This window comes from Nannocystis pusilla (assembly GCF_026626665.1).
GTDB lineage: Bacteria > Myxococcota_A > Polyangia > Nannocystales > Nannocystaceae > Nannocystis > Nannocystis pusilla.
The window spans coordinates 6325325-6342062 of sequence record NZ_JAPNKE010000002.1 but is presented as its reverse complement, the minus strand read 5'-3'; the positions used below and the strand labels follow the sequence as shown (position 1 = coordinate 6342062).

The window sequence follows — 16738 nt, the reverse complement described above, 5'->3', positions numbered from 1 at the left end:
CCTGTGCATCTCAGACAGTCCAGCGGGACAAGCCTTGAGGCCGCCAGTCGGCGGGCCGCCGTGACAAGGGCTTCGTCCCGCATCAAGCTCCCCGATCTCATGACGAACGACGGCGAGCGCCCAGCAGCGAGGCCCAGCAAGTCGTCGCCGCGGACCCGAAGCCGACACCACCGACACCACCCCCGCGCCGCGTCGACAGCCGGTGGCGGGCGTCGACGTCCCGCGGCAACAGGCGTCGCGGCAAGTGCGCAGTCGGGCATGTTGCGCTTTACTGCCGTTGTTGACAAGGCTATCTTGTCTGCGGAACACGCACATTATGCCCAGCACGACAGACTTTGACGAGTTCATCACATGGCAGAATCTCGGCCGCGATGATTATGAGGAGATCGAGGATCTCTACCGCACAGTTCAGGAGCGTGAAAGCAGCGTTTATTCCTTCGAGAGAACCAACGCAGGGCAGATGCTAGTCAAATCAAACTCCGGCCACACTCTCGTTCTCGCCAGTGAAGCTGCGCGTACCGCATTCTGTCGGTATCTCGAAAAAACGTTTGCGTCCGACCACCACGGTGATATTGAAATGTGGGCAGGGTTTGAGCGAGCAATGGCAAATCCCAACGCATGACGAAATGTGGTCGTTGTTCCTTGCGGGCGGGTCGAAGTCGAAGGGCACGCCGAAGGGCCTGGCCGCGCCCGCGGCGATGGAGAGCACGGCGATCTGAAGCTTGGGGAGCGACTGGTCGTCCCCCGGCGAGCACCCCGGGCTCGTCGAAGTCGATGCACTTGCGGCCGCCGACCGGCTTGCGGACGAGGTCGCGCTGCGCCTGCTGGACCCGGCGACACGTCGCCGGCGAGCCGGTCGTAGATCTTGTGGAACAGCGCGCACGAGGGGCAACATCCGCGGCCTTTGCACGCGAATGGCACCAAAAGCTCGTCGCCGTATTTGAGAGCAGCAAGCTCGTGGGCCTGCCGCATTCGGCGGAGACGAGCGAGATCTCGCGGGTCATCGCCAAGAAGCGCGCCGCTCAGGAGCAGCTCCGCGAGCACTTAATAGTCTCGCACTTGAGGATATGTCCTTTGGGACATCGTCCGGCAGCGAACTGCCCGCGCCCAGGCCGCCCGCTCACAGGAACTTGAGGTTGAACCGCGCGTGCGTGCACACGCGAGCGGCCTTCCCCTCGCGCATGAACGGCTTGAACCGCCAGCGCTCGACCGCGTGGCGGCAGGCCGCCACGAATCGCTCGGAATTCGGCCCCAGCTCCTGGACCTCGATCGCCTCGGTCTTGCCGCTGGTCGTGACGCAGTACGCCAGGACGACGCGGGCCTCTCTGTCCTCCGGCACACGTGCTTCGGCCAGCCGCCGTTGATCCGGCTGCGGCGAGTAGAGCGCGTTCAACTGCGCCTCCTCGGGCGCGATCGACTCGGCGGGCGCGCTGGCGACCGGCGCCGGCTCGATCGGCAGCGGCTCGGCGGGCGGCGACGGCGGCGGCGGGCTCGCGGCCGCAGGCCGCTCCGTGCTCGCGTGGCGCGCGGGGGCGCAGGCCGAGGCGACCGCTATCATCGTGAACAGGTGGCTCCGCAAGGACCTCATTGACGCCATCCTATCAGCGAGCCGCCGGCGCCGCGCGCTACCGTCTCAACACACACCCGCGGTACCGAACCCGCCGCGAGGCCGGATGCGAGTGTCGGTCGTCGCGCGCTGAGCAGCAGGCCGACGTAGAGTCTTGAGATCATGTCGCCGATCGCGTTGGCGATGGCGCGGGAGCAACTGCACGGCGACGCAGACGCCGGAGCCGCGCATCGCCGGCACGGCCAGGCCAAGCGCGAGCAGACCGAGCGCGAGCAAGGGGCCAGCGACGGGGCCGAGCATGTCGGCGGTTCGCTCGAGCTGTAGCGAGAGCAGTCCGTCGAGCCGAACGAGAACGTCACCCGCTGGCCGGGACTAAATCCTTCAACATGCCGCCGCACGCTACGTACTCGTCCGTACTGCCCGCGATTACGACAATGCTGATGTGCCAGTGACCACCCAATCTGGCTTTTTGTTCAGATCGGACTAGCGATGCGGCCGGCAGCTACCCTCTCCGCCATTCCGCTTCGACCAGGGCCAGAAGCCTGGCGGAGAGGGTAGCTGCCGGCCGCATCGCTGTCAAGGAAATTCACAATCCACATTGTAACCCGGCCTACGGCCACTTGCAAGGGGTTTCCGTGAAAAATCTGACAGTCGACTGCCCGCTCTGCCGGGCCACCTCGATCAACTCCGGCCTCCACCTCGGCGACGGCGAAGCATACAACACGTGCATGTGGTGCTGCTACCCTCTTTCGGGAGGGTACGTCGCACACCCCGGGCGTGTCGACGCGACCTGGCTGCACACCGCGGCTGTGCTCGCAGAACTCCCGCGGGATGTCGAGGCGGCCGTTCGGGCCGCCGGTCGCAAGCACAGGCGGTAACCATGTGCCCGCACGAGATTCGCGGCAACGGGTCGCATCGCGCTCACACCAGCTCTCGCTGGCTGCGTTGCGGGGCCCGCGTGCGGCCACTCGGGCGTCCGCGGGCACAAGCCCGGGGGCCGCCGGAGCGGGCCACGTCAGCTCGAGCCGCCGGCGCGGTAGTCTTCTCGGCGTGCAGAGCCTCTACCGCCGTCCGCTTCCCGCCGAGCTCGTCCCCTTCGCTTCGCCGGCGGGTCGCGTGCGAGGCCGGCGCGACCGGCGGCATGGAGGCGTTTTTCCAGCTCATCGAACAGTTCCACACGCAGACCGATCCGGCGTTCTGCGGGCTCGGCTCGCTGGTCGTCGCTCTCAACGCGCTCGGCGTCGATCCTGCGCGGCTGTGGAAAGGACCCTGGCGGTGGTTCAGCGAGGAACTGCTCGACAGCTGCCTGCCGCTGCCCAGCGTGCGCGAGCGGGGCATCACGCTCGACGCCCCAACCGCGCATGCCAACCCTTCTTGGCGAAATGCCGCCCTTGGCCTCGCAGAGGGGCTCTACGTGCCGCTTATTTAGTTGGCACGGCCCGTGTGTCGGGTCGCGTTATCCACGTGATCTTGGACCGCGATCGAAGCGGGGTTTGAGGGACGGTGCGACGACGGGAGCGGGAGGATCGAGGAGGAGGACTGATGCCGAGGGCCCTGTACAGGTCGGCGAGGTCCGCGGCGGTCGGCACGGCGCCGCGGTCGGCGCCTTGACCTGGGTTCGCGCCCGGTTAAAGAAGACGAAGAGGTGCCCCGACAGTGGGTCCTGTGCCAGCACCTCCCGCGCCGCGTTCGCCAGGCCGTCGTAGCTGCACTGCATCCGCACCGGCTCCGCCGCGAAGTAGATCCGCACGCTCGGCGGCAGCGTCAGCATGCCGCCTCCGCCGCCTCGATCACCGCGCGCACCGTCTCGCTGTCAACCGCCCCATGCACCCGCACGAGCCGTCCGCTCCTCAGTACGACCTGGATCGCCGCCTCCGACGCCGCCTCCCTCACCCTCACCGCCACGAACTGCGGCCCCGCTTCCTTCACCCCGTTCTCGCCGAGCCGCGACCTCCAGTACCCCAGACGCTGGCTCGGATTCCGTGCTCCCGGCAAAACTCTTGGGCACTCTGCCCGCTCTCACGCCACCGGCGCATCAGCTCGCGCCCCGCTTCGAGTGTCCTCGCCTGCTCCTGCTCTCGCCACGGTCGGGTCTGTTCCATCATGCTCACACCCTGCCCGCGTCTTCTGTCTATCAGGAAGATGGGACGCGTCGGGTGCTTACGCCAGCGCAGTTCGATGCTCTCGCAAGGACGGCTTCTTTGGACGTTCGGACATGGGAGGCGAGCGACCTTACCATGACACCGTGGCACCTGGTCTGCGGTCGCTGCCCTTCTGACCTCGCGGTGTCGTCCTGCCCCGGTATGTTGCAGTGCAAGTGTTGGCACATGAGAGCCAGCCGCCAGCTGGTCTCGAGCACGTCGGTCTGCGCGCCCGGGGACGGGTTGGGGGCGCCAGTGAGGATCTCAAGGAGTTGCCTGGCGGTCTTTCGGATTGGTGGCGCCGAGCGAAAGTCCGCGTGCGGCGACCAGCAGTCTGGCCAAGACCCTGGCCGGAACCGAGCGAACTCGGTGCGACTGCCCCGGATAACTGCGGCGACTGGCGGCTTGTCACCCGCGCGCCGGATCGGCTTCAATCGCCAAGGAGCCACGTTGACCGCCGCACTGGAGCACTACCGCCGACAGCTCGCCGAGGAGCTGGGCAGGATCGATCTGCGGATGATCCCGGGCCTCGCGGCGGACCCGGCCGCGATCTCGCTCGGGCTCGCGGCGACGATGGTGTTGCCGCGGCTGGTCGATCCGCGGCGCGAGGGCAAGCCGCGCGCCGTCGGCGACGTGCTGGCCGCGGCTCGTCGCGCGGTCGTGCAGGGCGACCCGGGAGCGGGCAAGACGACGCTGCTGCGCTGCCTATGCCTCGCGTACGCGGACGAGAGCTCGGCGCTGCTGCAGCGGATCGCCGGCGGGCGCACGCGCCAGAAGGACGCGCCGGAGCTGCCCGGCGAGCTGGTGCCGGTGCTGCTGTCGCTGTCGAGCTTCCGTCCGACGCGCGGCAGCCCGGGCGAGCTCGAGCGGTGGATCGAGGACCTGCTCGTCGAGGATCACGACGCGACGACCGCGAGCGAGGTGCTCGCGGCCGTGCGCGCGGGTCGAGGGCTGGTCTGCCTCGACGGGCTCGACGAGATCGCCGACGAGGGGATCCGCGGCAAGGCGGGGAGCTCGATCGAGAAGTGGGCCCGGCGCGTCGGCGGGGTCTGCTGGGTGACGACGCGGACCCACGGCGCGCTCGCGCTGTCAGGGTTCGCGGCCCACGCGGTGCAGCCGTTCGGCCGCGAGGAACTGTTCGACTACGTCAGTCGTCGCGAGCTCGCGTGCGGGCGCGGACCGGCGGAGGCGAGCCGGCGCGCGCAGGCGTGGTTGCAGCGCTTCGCGGCCAGGCCGGAGGCGCTCGCGGTGCTGCGGCACCCGCTGCTGCTGGTGATCGCGCTGGCGAGCGAGGACGCGGGGCGCAGCCTGCCGACGGAGCGGGTCTACCTGTACGAGAACGTGATCGACACGCTCGTGACGGCGTGGAACCGGACGCGCCGCCCGGCGGACGCGCTGCAGCGGCTGACCGGGAGCCCGATCGATCCGGACGCGATGCTGCGCGCGCTGGCGACCGTCGCGCTGGGCTTCTACGAGGAGGGTGAGCTCGGTGGAGCGGTGCACCGCGGGCAGTGGGAGCGGGCGCTGGCGCGGCGCCTCGGCGGCGGCGAGCCCGGGGAGCTCTACGCTCGCGACGTCGTCAAGACGCTGATCGAACAGGTCGGGCTGCTGGTGCCCGAGGGGCCGGAGCGGCTGCGCTTCTGGCACGCGAGCCTCGGCGAGTATCTGGCGGCGACGGCGCTCGCTCGCGCAGCGCGGGTCCGGCCGGAGGCGATCGTTGGGCCGACCGGGTCGACGCAGGGGCGAGAGATCGTGCGCATGGCGGTCGCGTGGACGCGGACGGTCGCGGGCGATCCGACGCTGGCCTCGCGCATGCTGGCGACGCTGCTCGACGGCGAGGCCGGCGGACCGTGGACGCGCCTGTTCGGCGAACCGATCGGCGTCGCGGTCGACTGCGTGCGCGACGGGCATCGCCTCGACGCGCAGGGGTTCTCGCGCGTCCTCGGCAGGGTGCTCGATCTGGTCGAGCGCGCGCCGTCGTGGGAGCACGCGGAGATGCTGGCCACGCTCGCGCAGGTGGAGCCGGAATTCACGCCGGCGCCGCAGGAGGCGCGTCGGCTGCTCGCGCTGCCGAGCGCCGGAACGCCGCTGCTGCCAGCGCACGTGTTCGAGGCGATGATGCGATGGATCGCGCGGATGACCGTGGACTCGCCGGAGGCGCAGGCGCTGTGCATGCGAGTGATGGCGGGACGGCACGACGCGGGGAAGCTGTGGGCGGCGCTCGGGCTGCTGCGCGCAGGAGTCGCGGATCCGGAGGTGTGCCGGTGGGTCGCGACGCGCCGCGAGCAGGCGCCCGACGAACCACTGGCGCTGGACGAGCCGTCGGCGCCGCCGGAGCTGCGTGCGAGACGGCGGGCGCAGCTCCGCGCGCTGATGGCCGCGCCGCCGACGCGGGAGGAGCAGCAGGTCGGCCTCGCCGCGGCGGTCGTGCTGGCGCTGCTCGGCGACGACGGCGAGGACGTGCTGGCGACGCTGCTCGACGGTCGTCCGCGCGACTCGTCGTACCGGAGGGCGTCGCGCGCGGCGCTCGCCGGGGTGGCGCGGGCGAGCGAACCGTGCCGGCGCTGGCTCGCGGAGGCGCTGGCCGGCGCGGACGAGGCGCGGCGAGATGCAGTCGTAGATGTCCTTCAGGACATGCTCAATGAGCCAGGCGCGCGGGATGCCGCCGTCGCGGTGGTGTTCCTCGCGCTCACCGGCGCCCGGGCTCGCGGGCTGCTCCCGGAGGCGCGCGAGATCCTGGCGCGCCGCGAATCTATCTTCCGGGACATAAGCTGCACGTTCCACGAGGCGCTGCGGCGGCTGGCTACGAGCGAGCAGGACGGACTGGCGGCGCTGGCGGCTCGCTGCTGCGATCGGGCGGGTGACTTCACGTCGCGGTGGACCTGCGCCGCGGTGATCTGGGAGGCGGCGTTTCGCCAGCGAGGCGCGCTGGTCGGGGAATTCGCGCCGTGCCTGTTCGAGGGGGCCGTCAGCGACGAGACGGAGGTCGCGGTGATGTCCGCGTATTGCCTCGGTCGCACGTGGAGCGAGTGGACCACGAGCGAGCGGACGATTCTGGTCGCGGCGTGGGTTCGCGGGTTCGCGAGCAGCGGCGAGTCGACTGCGAAACAAGACGATCCGTTCGCGGGGAGCGATCCGTGGGCGGGCGCGGAGCACGGGCCGCTCGACGCGATCGCGCGGGCGGCGTGGCGCGTATGCGAGAAGCTCCCGTCACCGCTCGGCCCGGATGAGCGCGCCGTGCTCCGCGCGGCGCTGACGAGCGAGCAGGCGCTGCAGCGCGTGCTCGCGGCGAGCGTGCTGTGGAAGGACCCGGCCGAGCGCTCGCTGTGCGAGGTGCCGCTGGTCGCGGCCCTGCGAGCGGACGACGTGCGGCAGGTGTGGGTCGCCTTCCAGGCGCTCGATCCGGTCGAGCCGGAGCTGCGCGAGGCGGTGCTCGTCGCGGGGATCGAGCTGGTGCTCGCCGGATGGCTGCGGCCGTTCGTCGGACGCCACCCGCCGACCAGGGCGATGCTCGCGACGTACCTCGCTGCGCCGTGCTCGATCGCGCGCTATTCGTGGGCGTGGCGGAGCATGGCCCGCGAGATGCTGCAGTGGCTCGCGCAGCACCCGGACACGCGCGAGCTGGCGCTGTCGCGGCTGCGAGCCGGCGAACGATCGGAGGTAGCGACGGCGCTGCTGGCGAGCTGGATGGACGCGCCGGAGCGGGTCGCGGCGGTCGTCGAGGCGGCGAGGGCCGCCGGGGCGAGCGAGGGGGTGCGCGCTGCGCTGCGCGAGATCCTGCAGCGCGAACGCCGAGAGCCCGAGCCGGCGACCCTGCGCGAGGCGGCCGAGGCAGGGCTCGTGGCGCTGCTGCGTGAGGACCTCGAGAGCGACGAGCTCGACGCGCTGCACGACGCGGTGCGGTGCGCGCAGTGGTACGGTCTGCCACTGGACGTCTCGCCGGCCGTGCGGGCGCGCCTGTTGCAGGCGCCGACGTCGGCGTGGCGCGTCGAGGAGGCCGGCCGGTGGCTAGCGATCCGCTGCGAGCCCGAGCAGCGCGAGTCGTTCGCGCAGCGGTGGTTCGGGCTCGGGCTCGGCGAAATCGCCGCGGCGCTGCGACCGTGCGCCGCCGACGACGATCTGCTGGCGGCGATCCGTGCCGGGTTGCTGCTGTGGCGTCACTTCGGCGAGTCGGAGCCGCTGCGGACGGCGGCGCGCCGGATCCTCGAGCGGCCCGGGGACGACGGGGACGACGGGGACGCGTTCGGCAAGTACGACGATATCTATTTGCTGGTGTCCGCCGCGGCGCGCGGGCTGATCTCGGTGACGATCGTCGATCGTAGACTGAAGGGCCTGCGCCGGATGGCGGTCGCGGCCCTGGTCGAGCTCGAGGACGACTACGTGGTTCCGGCACTGCGACGATTGTTGCTCGCGCCCGAGGGGCTGCGCGAGTGCTGGTGGGACGACGCGCTCGCGTACTGGTGCGCGGAGCACCAGCCGCGCTCCTGCGCGACGATCGAGGCGGAGGTCATCGAGAAGATCGCGTCGCGGCCTGTGCACGAGCTGAGCCGGATAGCCCGCTGGCTGCGCCGCGCGTCGGCCCTGTCGACGCCGGTGCTCGCGGCGCTGGCGGATCGGTGGTCGCGCTGGCTGTACGATGAGGCGTTGGGGCCGGACGTCGGCTTCGCGTCGTTCATCAAGGGCGAGGAGGCGGTCCCGGACGAGGTGCGCCTGGGATGGTCGCGCGAGCTGGACGGGGCGGAGCCGGCCGCGCGCGGACGGGCGGCGCTGGCGCTGGCGCAGTACGGCGAGACAGGCGAGGCGCTCGTCGATCGGCTGATCGAGGTGGGTCGCTGCGCCGGGCAGCCGGCGTGCGGTCGGGCGTACGCGCTGCTGCACCGGCCCGAGCGGGTGGAGCAGTTTCGGCGGCGACGGCGGCCGGCGGCGCAGCGCTGGCAGACTCCGGACGAGGCGCTGCGGCTCGCGGCGCTGTGGCACACGGCGGACGAGGCGGAGCACGAGCGCGAGCTGACGGTGCCGCTGCTGCGCGCCGCCGCGGCCCACCCGGACGAGCGCGACGCGTTGCAGGCCGCGAGCGACCTGTGGCTGCTCGACCGCGCGGAGGGGCTCGCGGCGCTGCGTCTGCTGAGCCCGCGATCCACCGGGGCGGCCGCGTTGCTGATGCACATGTCCGATCCGGCGGGAGAGGATCGGCTGTGGTGGGCGCTCGAGCACGCGGGCGCGGACGACCACGACTGGCACGCGGCGGCGCTCGTGCTGTTTCGCCGCGATCCGGCGGACCCGCGGCTGGCGCCCGCGCTGGCGCGGATCGCCACGTGGGAGCGCGACGGCCGGGCGCTGTGGTTGTTGTATGCGATCTCGCCGGCGCTAGCGACCTGCGCGACGCTCGATCGGCTCGCGCGGACCGGCGTGCACCAATTCAACGAGGACCAGCTGCTGTACGCGCTGTGCCGGGGAGCGCGACCGGGCGCGCCGCCGTCGTCGGTGCTGGGCGGGTGGTGGTCGGAGTTCAAGCTGTCCGACGACGATGACTGGAGCTGGCGCCGCGAGTCGCACGAACATCCCGCGGTGCGCGCGGCGCTGGGCAACGCGTCGACCCTGGACGCCCTGGCGGCGGGGCTGCTGGCGCTGTCGCGGACGGTGCGAGAGGCGTCGCCGCCGCTGCGAGACACGCTGGTCGCGCTCGAGCGCGGCGTCCTGGTGGAGATCCCGGCGGCGATGGCGAGGTCGATCGACGTCGCGCCGGAGCGCTGGACGGCGCTGTGGGAGCGAGCCGGCCGCGGTGATTGCAGCGACACCGAGGTCGCGGAGATCCGCGCGCTCGTCGATGTTCGGGCGACCGATCGGCCGGGACAGCGGCTCGCGCGGCTGTGGCTGCGACGACAGCTGCCGGTCGAGGCGCTGCTCGAACGCGAAGAGCGCTCGCGGCGGAGGATCGGCGACGGCGCGCCCGCTTCGTTGCTCGGCCACCTCGATCGATTGCTCGCTGTCGGTTTCCCGGACGAGAGCTCGCTGCGCGCGTTCCTGGCCGATCAGGGTCTGACGGATCACGTCGCCGGGCTCGGAGCGGCTCCGCAGACGCTCCGGTTCGACGCCGCCCGCGCGCTGCTGTCGCGCAAACACCACGACGAGGCGGTCAGGCGGGCCGTCGAGATGGGCGCGCTGTCCGAGGCCGTGCTCCCGGACTGGGAGGCGCTGCTGCGGGCGGAGGCGGAGCGGGCGAAGGAGTAGCTAACCTCCGGGACCGTCAGATCGCGCCGCGTCGTGTCGGGCGAAGACGTCACGAACGCCCAGCCGGCCCTCGACCGCAGTTCGGCCTCAACGAGCAAGGCATTCTCCGCGCGCGCCAGGTGTGGAACCGCTCGGTTCCACTTGCGCCCTTGTTGGCCTCCAGGTGGTCTGGGAACAATGTTCAGTTATTCGAACTTGGTGATGTGGTGTACAACCGCAGCTAGACCCGTCTACGGGCCCGAATTCGAGGGGTTGTATCGAAAGATGCCCAGATCGCGACGAAATCGGGACGAATTTTCGAGACGACGAGGGGATCGCACGGTCGCGCATACGGCCTTGAGAGCACGCAGGGGACTCCCTCCGGACCAAGCCCTCGGGCCGCGGGCCCGGCGACCGTCGAGACAAAGTACCGCCCCCTGGACGGGTCTGGCCTTACTGCCGACATTGCGCGCGCGCGGCATCGACATTCCGGTGATCGTGCTCACTGCGCGCGGAGAGCTGGAAGACCGCCTGGCCGGCCTGAACCAGGGCGCCGACGACTACCTCGCCAAGCCGTTCGCGGTGGAGGAAGTGCTGGCCCGTCTGCGCGCTGTGCTGCGCCGTCCCGGTCGGCTCGCCGCGGATACGGTGCGGGTCGGCCGCCTGCGCTTCGACCTGCTCCATCGCGAGGCCAGCATCGACGACGCGCCGCTCCTGTTGCCGCGGCGCGAACTGCTGGTTCTGGAAACGCTGCTGCGGCGCAAGGGCCGCACGGTGCTGCGCGGCGCGCTGGAAGAGGCGGTGTACGGCTTCGACGACACCGTGCAGCCCAACGCGCTGGATACCCATGTCTCGCGCCTGCGCGGCAAGTTGGCGCCGGCCGGCGTGGAGATCCACGCCATCCGGGGTGTCGGCTACCTGCTGCGCGAGGCGATCGCATGAGCAGCGGCTCGTTGCGCTGGCGGCTGGTGCGGCGGCTGGTCGCGCTGCAGGCCGCTCTGCTCGCCATCTTCTGGCTGTCGTTGCTGGGGCTGTCGTGGCTGAGTGGCGGACCGATAATGGCGCTCGAATCGGAAGATCGCGTGCTGGACATAGTGCGCGAGTCGATCGCACGCGCGCCCGACGGAGCATCGTCCTTCGCTCCACGCCCGCGTTCACCGCGCTGCGCGCCGACGTGCCAGGCCTCTGGTTCACCGTCCACGACGCGCAGGGACATTGGCTGACGGAGGGCGATGTTCCACCTGAATACGCGCGCATCGGCGATGCCCTCGACAGCATCGGACAGGCGCGCCTGGGCTGGAACCTCGGCGATCCCCCGCGCCCCACCGCTCGCGTGAAGCGCATGGACACCGCCGCCGGCACGGTGCAGATCATGACAGGACCGGGCGGGACGGTGCTCGCGGACCAACTCGCCAGGTTGGCGTTGCTCACGCTGGCCACGGTCTGGTTACCGGGCGTGCTGCTGATGGCCCTCGCCACCCTGGTGGCGACGCCACTGGTGGTACGCCGGACCATGCGCGGTCTTGACCGCGCCGCTGCTGACGCCATGCGCATCGACGTGGAGCAGCGTGGCGTGCGCCTGCCCGTGGCGCACGTGCCGGCCGAGGCGGCACCGCTGGTGGATGCAGTCAACGCCGCGCTGTGCCGCCTGGACGAGGGTTACGTCCGCCAGCAGCGCTTTCTCCTGGACGCCGCCCATGAGCTGCGCACTCCCATCGCGATCCTGCAGGTCCGGCTGGAAGGTCTGCCGGATGGCGCTCACCGCACGCAGCTGCTGGAGGATGTGGCGCGCCTGGCCAACCTCGCCGAGCAGATGCTGGATGCGCAGCGCCTGCGCCAGAAGGACATCGCGTTCGCGCCGGTGGACCTCGCCGCCCTTGCTCGCCGTGTGGCCGCCGACCTCGCGCCGCTGGCCATCGCCGCCGGCTACGGCCTCTCGCTGGAAGACGAAGGCGTCGACGCGATGGTGGTGGACGGCGATCACGCCGCGCTCGAGCGCGCCCTGGCGAACCTGGTGCAGAACGCCATCCAGCACGGCGGACGCCGCGGAACGATCACACTGCGCGTGCTGGCCCCTCGCACGCTGGAAGTGGCCGACCAGGGCGAAGGAATACCGGCGGAGGAGCGCGAGCGCATCTTCGAGCCCTTTCATCGCCTGCGCGCGCAGACCGGCGGCACCGGCCTCGGCCTGCACCTGGCGCGTGAGATCGTGCAGCTCCACAGCGCGCGTATCACCGTACGCGACGAAACCGGCGGCGGCGCCTGCTTCCGCATCGCGTTCCCGCCGACTGCCATGACTCCTCATCTCCCGCCGCGCGCGTGAGACTCGGCGCCACGCCATGTTGCCGCCATGCTCGTGCGGAAAATGGCCCGTGCCCTTCACTTCACGGAGCCTCATGGCGATCGCCCGAGACATCTTGCGCTTCTTCCACCGCTGGCTGGCCGACCCGCGCCACATCGGCGCCATCGTTCCTTCCGGACGCGCGTTGGCCGACCTCATCACCCGCCATGTCCACGGCCGCAGCGGGCGCGTCGCGGAGTTCGGCGCGGGCACGGGCGCCTTCACTCGTGCCCTGCTGTCACGCGGCGTGCGCGAAGCCAACCTGGTGCTGATCGAACGCGACGAGGAATTCGCCACCTGCCTGCGACGGCGCTTTCCTCGTGCCCACGTGCTGACCATGGAGGCGGAGCGCTTCGGCGAGTGGGCGCAGGCGGAACGCTTCGCCGCGGGCGCGATCGTCAGCGGGCTGCCGCTATTGAATCTCACGCATGACAGCCGCAGGCATATCCTCTCCGGCGCATTCTCGAGCCTGTGTGGCGACGGCGCGCTGTACCAATTCACATACGGCCTGACCTGCCCTGTGCCCGGGGCGTTGCTGGAGCACCTCCAGCTCGAAGCCATCTGCATGGGCCGGGTGCTCCGCAATCTGCCGCCGGCCGCCGTGTACCGCATCCATCGCCGCCGCTCCATTTCGGTGGCGGCGTTCGCCTGAGGTCGACCATGGAGCAGACCGGATGGCTCGCCCTCCTGCTCGGCAGCGGCCTCGTCGGCATCGGCGCCGCGGCGTTCGCGGAGAAGCTGCTGCCGGTATTTCCTTCGTACGTGCTCTACGTGTTTCGCGCTGGTGCTGCTGGGCCATGTCACGCCCGTCGTGCGCCTGTGCGTGCCGTTGATCGCCGGCGTGCTCGAACTGCGTGCCGCGACGTTCCTCGGCGCGACCATCCTGGGCAATGCAGTGTGGAACGCACCGCGCATCGGCCTGGGTTACGCACTACGCGGATATACCCGCGAGCCGGTGCACGTGGGACCGTGCAGTACCCGGAGGCCGCGTAATGCGTCGGCCCGAAAGACCACCCGTAAGCCGGGTCCGGGAAATCCGCACGCACGGTTTGAAAGGGGGTCTTGCCCAACTTCTCCGCCACGCGCGGAAAGGAAAGTAGGATCTACCAATGCGCTGCATGCGCCGAGCACGCCTGATCCTCGCCAGCACTGTCACCATCGCTGTCAGCGCCGTCGTCGCCCTCCGCATGATGGCGGCGCCGCCGCCCGCAGGCTTGCAGACGATTGGGCTCGCCGAGTGGCTGCGCGGTGCCGAGCGGCCCGACTCAACGCAGTGGACGCGGCGGATGGCGGTCGCGGTCGTCTCGTCGCCGTCCCAGCCCGACAAGCGGGCGAACCTCGACACCATCGCTGCGACGGCGGAGCGGATCTCGCGCGAACACCCGAGCGTGCGGCTCATCGTCTTCGGCGAGGCGTCGCTCGGGCTCTACCACGACCCCTCCGACCCGCACGGCGCACAGATGCGGGTCGCCGAGCCGATCCCCGGCCCCGCTACCGACGCGCTCGGCGCGCTCGCGCGGCAACTCGGCGTGTACCTCGCGGTCGGCCTCATTGAGCGCCGCGGCGACTCGCTAGCGAACGCACTCGTCCTCCTCGCCCCCAACGGAGGCATCGAAGCGGTCCACCGCAAGATGCTCCTGCACGACCTGGACGTGCGCAACGGCGTCACCGTCGCCGCGCCGAACGCACAGGTGATCGAGGTCGAGGGATTCCGTGTCGGCCTCGCTATCTGCGCCGATGCGAACGCCCGCTGGCTGATCGACTCTTACCACAGCGAGGGAGTCGACCTGCTGGTCTACGCGGTCACCTCCGCTGTCCCGTGGGTGAGCCTCTGGCGCGGGACATGGCCAATGGCGCGCCACTACGGTGCTTGGATCCTCGCTGCCAACCGCGCCGGGACCGAAGGGGAGGACGTGTACCCCGGCACCGCGTTCATCGCCGCCCCCACGGGAGCGCTCTGGGCCGTGCACGAGAAGGGCCCAGGCTACGCAGTGGCCGTCGTCGGCAAGTGACGCGGCCCCGAGACGGCGTGCCACCGTCGAGCGTGTACCACTCGAGCTTGTCAGCGACCGACAACAACTTGCCGCTCTCTTCGAGGCGCGCGAGGAAGTCGGCGAGGTGCCGGCGCACCAACACGTACCACCGGGTGAAGCGACTCATCGACAACCGCTCGACCGAATCATCCTCGTGTACAAGGAAGACCCAAACGACAAGGCTCATGACCTCGCTATGGCTGCGACGGCGTGTCAGGTCAAGCCAGCCACCGTGCCATGTGAGAGTCCTCGCGGCATACCGGCCCTGCTGTCAGTCAAAGAAGCGTGCCGACGGGAACCGTCCATGCACATAAGAAGGCCGATGCGCAGGTCGAGTGTTCCCGGAGCGAAGAAACGCCGACGTCGGCTGATCCTCATCGCTGTCGCTGTCATCGCAGCTCTGGGCGGGCTCTGGGGCTACCTCGAGCTCCGGAGCCTGTTCCGGGTGCCCGATACACGATTGGCGCTCGACGCCTACTATCCCGAGATGCCGCCCGATGATCGTCACCGCTACTTGGTGCTGCCGATCGACCACACGGCTCCGGAGCGCGGGAGCTACAAGGGGTTTTATCTCCTGAGCCCCGGATTTCGTCGGGGGGCGCCGGTCGTCTTCCTGCTGACCGACGGCCAGATGGAGCTTGTCAATACGCATCCGGACTTTGCGTTCTTCGACAAGCTCTTCGGGGAGGTCTCCTATGTCCTGATCGGGGTGCGCGGCCATGCTCCGACGTTGTTCCCGGAGGTCTACCGTGACGACGGCAGCCTCGACCCGGCGACGGCGATGGCGCTGTACGGTTCGGACCAGCAGGTCGAGGACATCGAGGCCGTCCGCCGCGACCTCGAGCGCAGCGGGGATCTGCCGCCCGACAGCCGCATAGCGATCTTCGGCGCCTCCGGGGCCGGCGTTTTGGCGCAGCAGTACCTCGCCAAGCACGGCAGGCACGTGACGCGGACGATCTTGCAGGTGACCGGGGCGCCGGACCTCGCGCGGTCCAGGGGCGAGACGTTCACCCCGGCGTTCGCCGAATTTCACCCCGAGGGTGCAGCCCTCCTTCGCGCCTGCCTTCGCAACGGCGACGTCGACACGGCCGGCCTCTCCTACGTCTTGTACCAGCTCGCCCGCGCGCGACCCGACGCCAGGCAGGCCCAGAGAGAGCTCTTGCAGGATGGGTGCAGCGCTCTCCTGTACCGGATTCGGCCGCAGTACAGCCTCGCGCTGATGAAGTTCATGATGCGCGCGCCGTCGGCAGCCGCTGCCAAAGTCCGGTGGCACGAGCTGGCCGGGCACGATCTCGCACGGTACGCCCCCGGGCGGCCGGAGACGATCAACCTGATGTACGAGTTCGCGGCCGAGGTCCTCGGCGAGTTTCGGGAGATGGCCCCCAAGGAGTTCCAGATCGACCGCGCAGGCTTCGACGGCGAGGTCCTCGTCATCTCCGGTACCGAGGACGTCGTGTTCTCGACCGCGATCGGCCGAGCGCTCGCCGAGGCGTACCCAAATGCCCGGCTCGCACTGTTCGAGGACTGTCACCGGTTGTCGCTACACGAGGACTACTACCGCGAGCTGCGGGCCGCGTTCCTCACGGGCGGCTTCGGCTCGTCGGCGTTCCAGCGCCTCTACGACGATCCCCGCCAGCTCGATCGCCCTGCTCGCCCGTCGCCCTGATCCCAACTAACTCAGCTTGAAGAGGAGCGGGCCAACTTTGGTTCGCCTGTCAAGAGGTCGAAACCATGCACCTGAAACGCCGGTTCCACTTCGACCTGGATTCAGGGCCAGGAAGGAGCTTTAGACAGTAGTCCGTGGAAGATTTTGGTGACGTGGTGTACAGGAGGCGCTAAGTACCCCTGCGGGCCCGTTTGCGGCTGCCAGATCCGGAACCATCCAAAATCGCGACAAAATCGAGACGAATTTTCGAGACGACCGGGAGATCGCGTGACCGCGCAACAAGACCTCCCAGCCACTCTAGGCCCCCCTTTCGACCGAGCTTTCGGGCCGCCGGTTGCTGGGCCGACGAGACAAGCGGAGTGGGGTGGACGGACAAGCCCGAGCGACACGCGCCATCACGCTCGCCGGTGGGCACCCCAGTGGGGGGCCCAGGTCGAGCGCTTGACGTGAACAAAGGACAGGCGGCATCTCTTTTCCCATCGACGACGATGAGCAACTGTCCGCGTTAACCCATCGCCGGGCTGACCCGGCCGGCGGGAGCGCCGCGGGAGGTGCTTGGTGGTTGGCGCCTGCTCGGTCACCGATGCGCAGCACGACGAGCTCACCAGCCTGATGGACTGCATCCGCTAGGCGCCCGCACTATCCAACCCGCTGGGCCGCAGTACGGCCGCGCGGAACGGCGTTCGGATTGGTGATGTACGGAGGCGACGGGCCGTGCGACCGTTGCCGACGTGAAGTCCGCCGTCGCGTCGAGCGCCCACCCCTACAGTGTCACGGTGT

Annotated in this window: 11 protein-coding genes and 1 pseudogene; 10 read left to right on the top strand and 2 right to left on the bottom strand. The window is 70.1% G+C overall.

Going from position 1 to position 16738, the window contains the following annotated elements:
• Window positions 1–316: 316 nt before the first annotated feature.
• Entirely contained in the window at window positions 317–622 is a 306-nt protein-coding gene (locus tag OV079_RS27965) for a hypothetical protein (protein WP_267771997.1), read from the top strand.
• A 498-nt stretch (window positions 623–1120) separates the two neighbouring features.
• Here OV079_RS27965 and OV079_RS27960 read toward each other — a convergent pair whose 3' ends face one another.
• Window positions 1121–1588 (bottom strand): energy transducer TonB, encoded by a 468-nt coding sequence (locus OV079_RS27960; protein ID WP_267771996.1) that lies wholly within the window; start codon window positions 1586–1588, stop codon window positions 1121–1123.
• A 141-nt stretch (window positions 1589–1729) separates the two neighbouring features.
• Here OV079_RS27960 and OV079_RS27955 point away from each other — a divergent pair, with 141 nt between their 5' ends.
• Together OV079_RS27955 and OV079_RS58710 are read left to right on the top strand one after the other, a co-directional pair.
• Complete coding sequence (locus tag OV079_RS27955; protein ID WP_267771994.1) at window positions 1730–1891, top strand: hypothetical protein; 162 nt, start codon at window positions 1730–1732, stop codon at window positions 1889–1891.
• Window positions 1892–2708: 817 nt separating this feature from the next.
• A complete protein-coding gene (locus OV079_RS58710; RefSeq protein WP_420829432.1) occupies window positions 2709–2996 on the top strand; it encodes a phytochelatin synthase family protein in 288 nt (95 codons plus the stop codon).
• Between the two features lie 27 nt (window positions 2997–3023).
• On the opposite strand, the gene tnpB is transcribed toward OV079_RS58710, so the two are convergent.
• Window positions 3024–3338 (bottom strand): IS66 family insertion sequence element accessory protein TnpB, encoded by a 315-nt coding sequence (tnpB, locus tag OV079_RS58705; protein ID WP_420829431.1) that lies wholly within the window; start codon window positions 3336–3338, stop codon window positions 3024–3026.
• An 820-nt stretch (window positions 3339–4158) separates the two neighbouring features.
• On the opposite strand from tnpB, the gene OV079_RS27945 reads away from it, so the two are divergent.
• The 7 genes and pseudogenes from OV079_RS27945 (at window position 4159) to OV079_RS27915 (ending at window position 15958) form a co-directional block, all read left to right on the top strand.
• Entirely contained in the window at window positions 4159–9939 is a 5781-nt protein-coding gene (locus OV079_RS27945) for an NACHT domain-containing protein (RefSeq protein WP_267771990.1), read from the top strand.
• A gap of 423 nt (window positions 9940–10362) precedes the next feature.
• Window positions 10363–10860 (top strand): annotated as a pseudogene (locus OV079_RS27940) (response regulator transcription factor); the annotation flags it as partial.
• Window positions 10857–11141 (top strand): hypothetical protein, encoded by a 285-nt coding sequence (locus OV079_RS27935; protein ID WP_267771989.1) that lies wholly within the window; start codon window positions 10857–10859, stop codon window positions 11139–11141. The pseudogene OV079_RS27940 and the gene OV079_RS27935, both read left to right, overlap by 4 nt.
• Window positions 11093–12241 (top strand): sensor histidine kinase, encoded by a 1149-nt coding sequence (locus tag OV079_RS56270; RefSeq protein WP_267771988.1) that lies wholly within the window; start codon window positions 11093–11095, stop codon window positions 12239–12241. Before OV079_RS27935 ends, OV079_RS56270 begins: the two co-directional genes overlap by 49 nt.
• A 73-nt stretch (window positions 12242–12314) precedes the next feature.
• Window positions 12315–12911 (top strand): class I SAM-dependent methyltransferase, encoded by a 597-nt coding sequence (locus tag OV079_RS27925; RefSeq protein ID WP_267771987.1) that lies wholly within the window; start codon window positions 12315–12317, stop codon window positions 12909–12911.
• Between the two features lie 457 nt (window positions 12912–13368).
• The gene (locus OV079_RS27920; RefSeq protein WP_267771986.1) at window positions 13369–14271 is read left to right on the top strand and encodes a carbon-nitrogen hydrolase family protein; all 903 of its coding nucleotides are present in this window, start codon (window positions 13369–13371) and stop codon (window positions 14269–14271) included.
• A gap of 481 nt (window positions 14272–14752) precedes the next feature.
• Window positions 14753–15958, top strand: a complete 1206-nt coding sequence (locus tag OV079_RS27915; protein ID WP_267771985.1) for an alpha/beta fold hydrolase — start codon at window positions 14753–14755, stop codon at window positions 15956–15958.
• The last annotated feature ends 780 nt before the right edge of the window (window positions 15959–16738 follow it).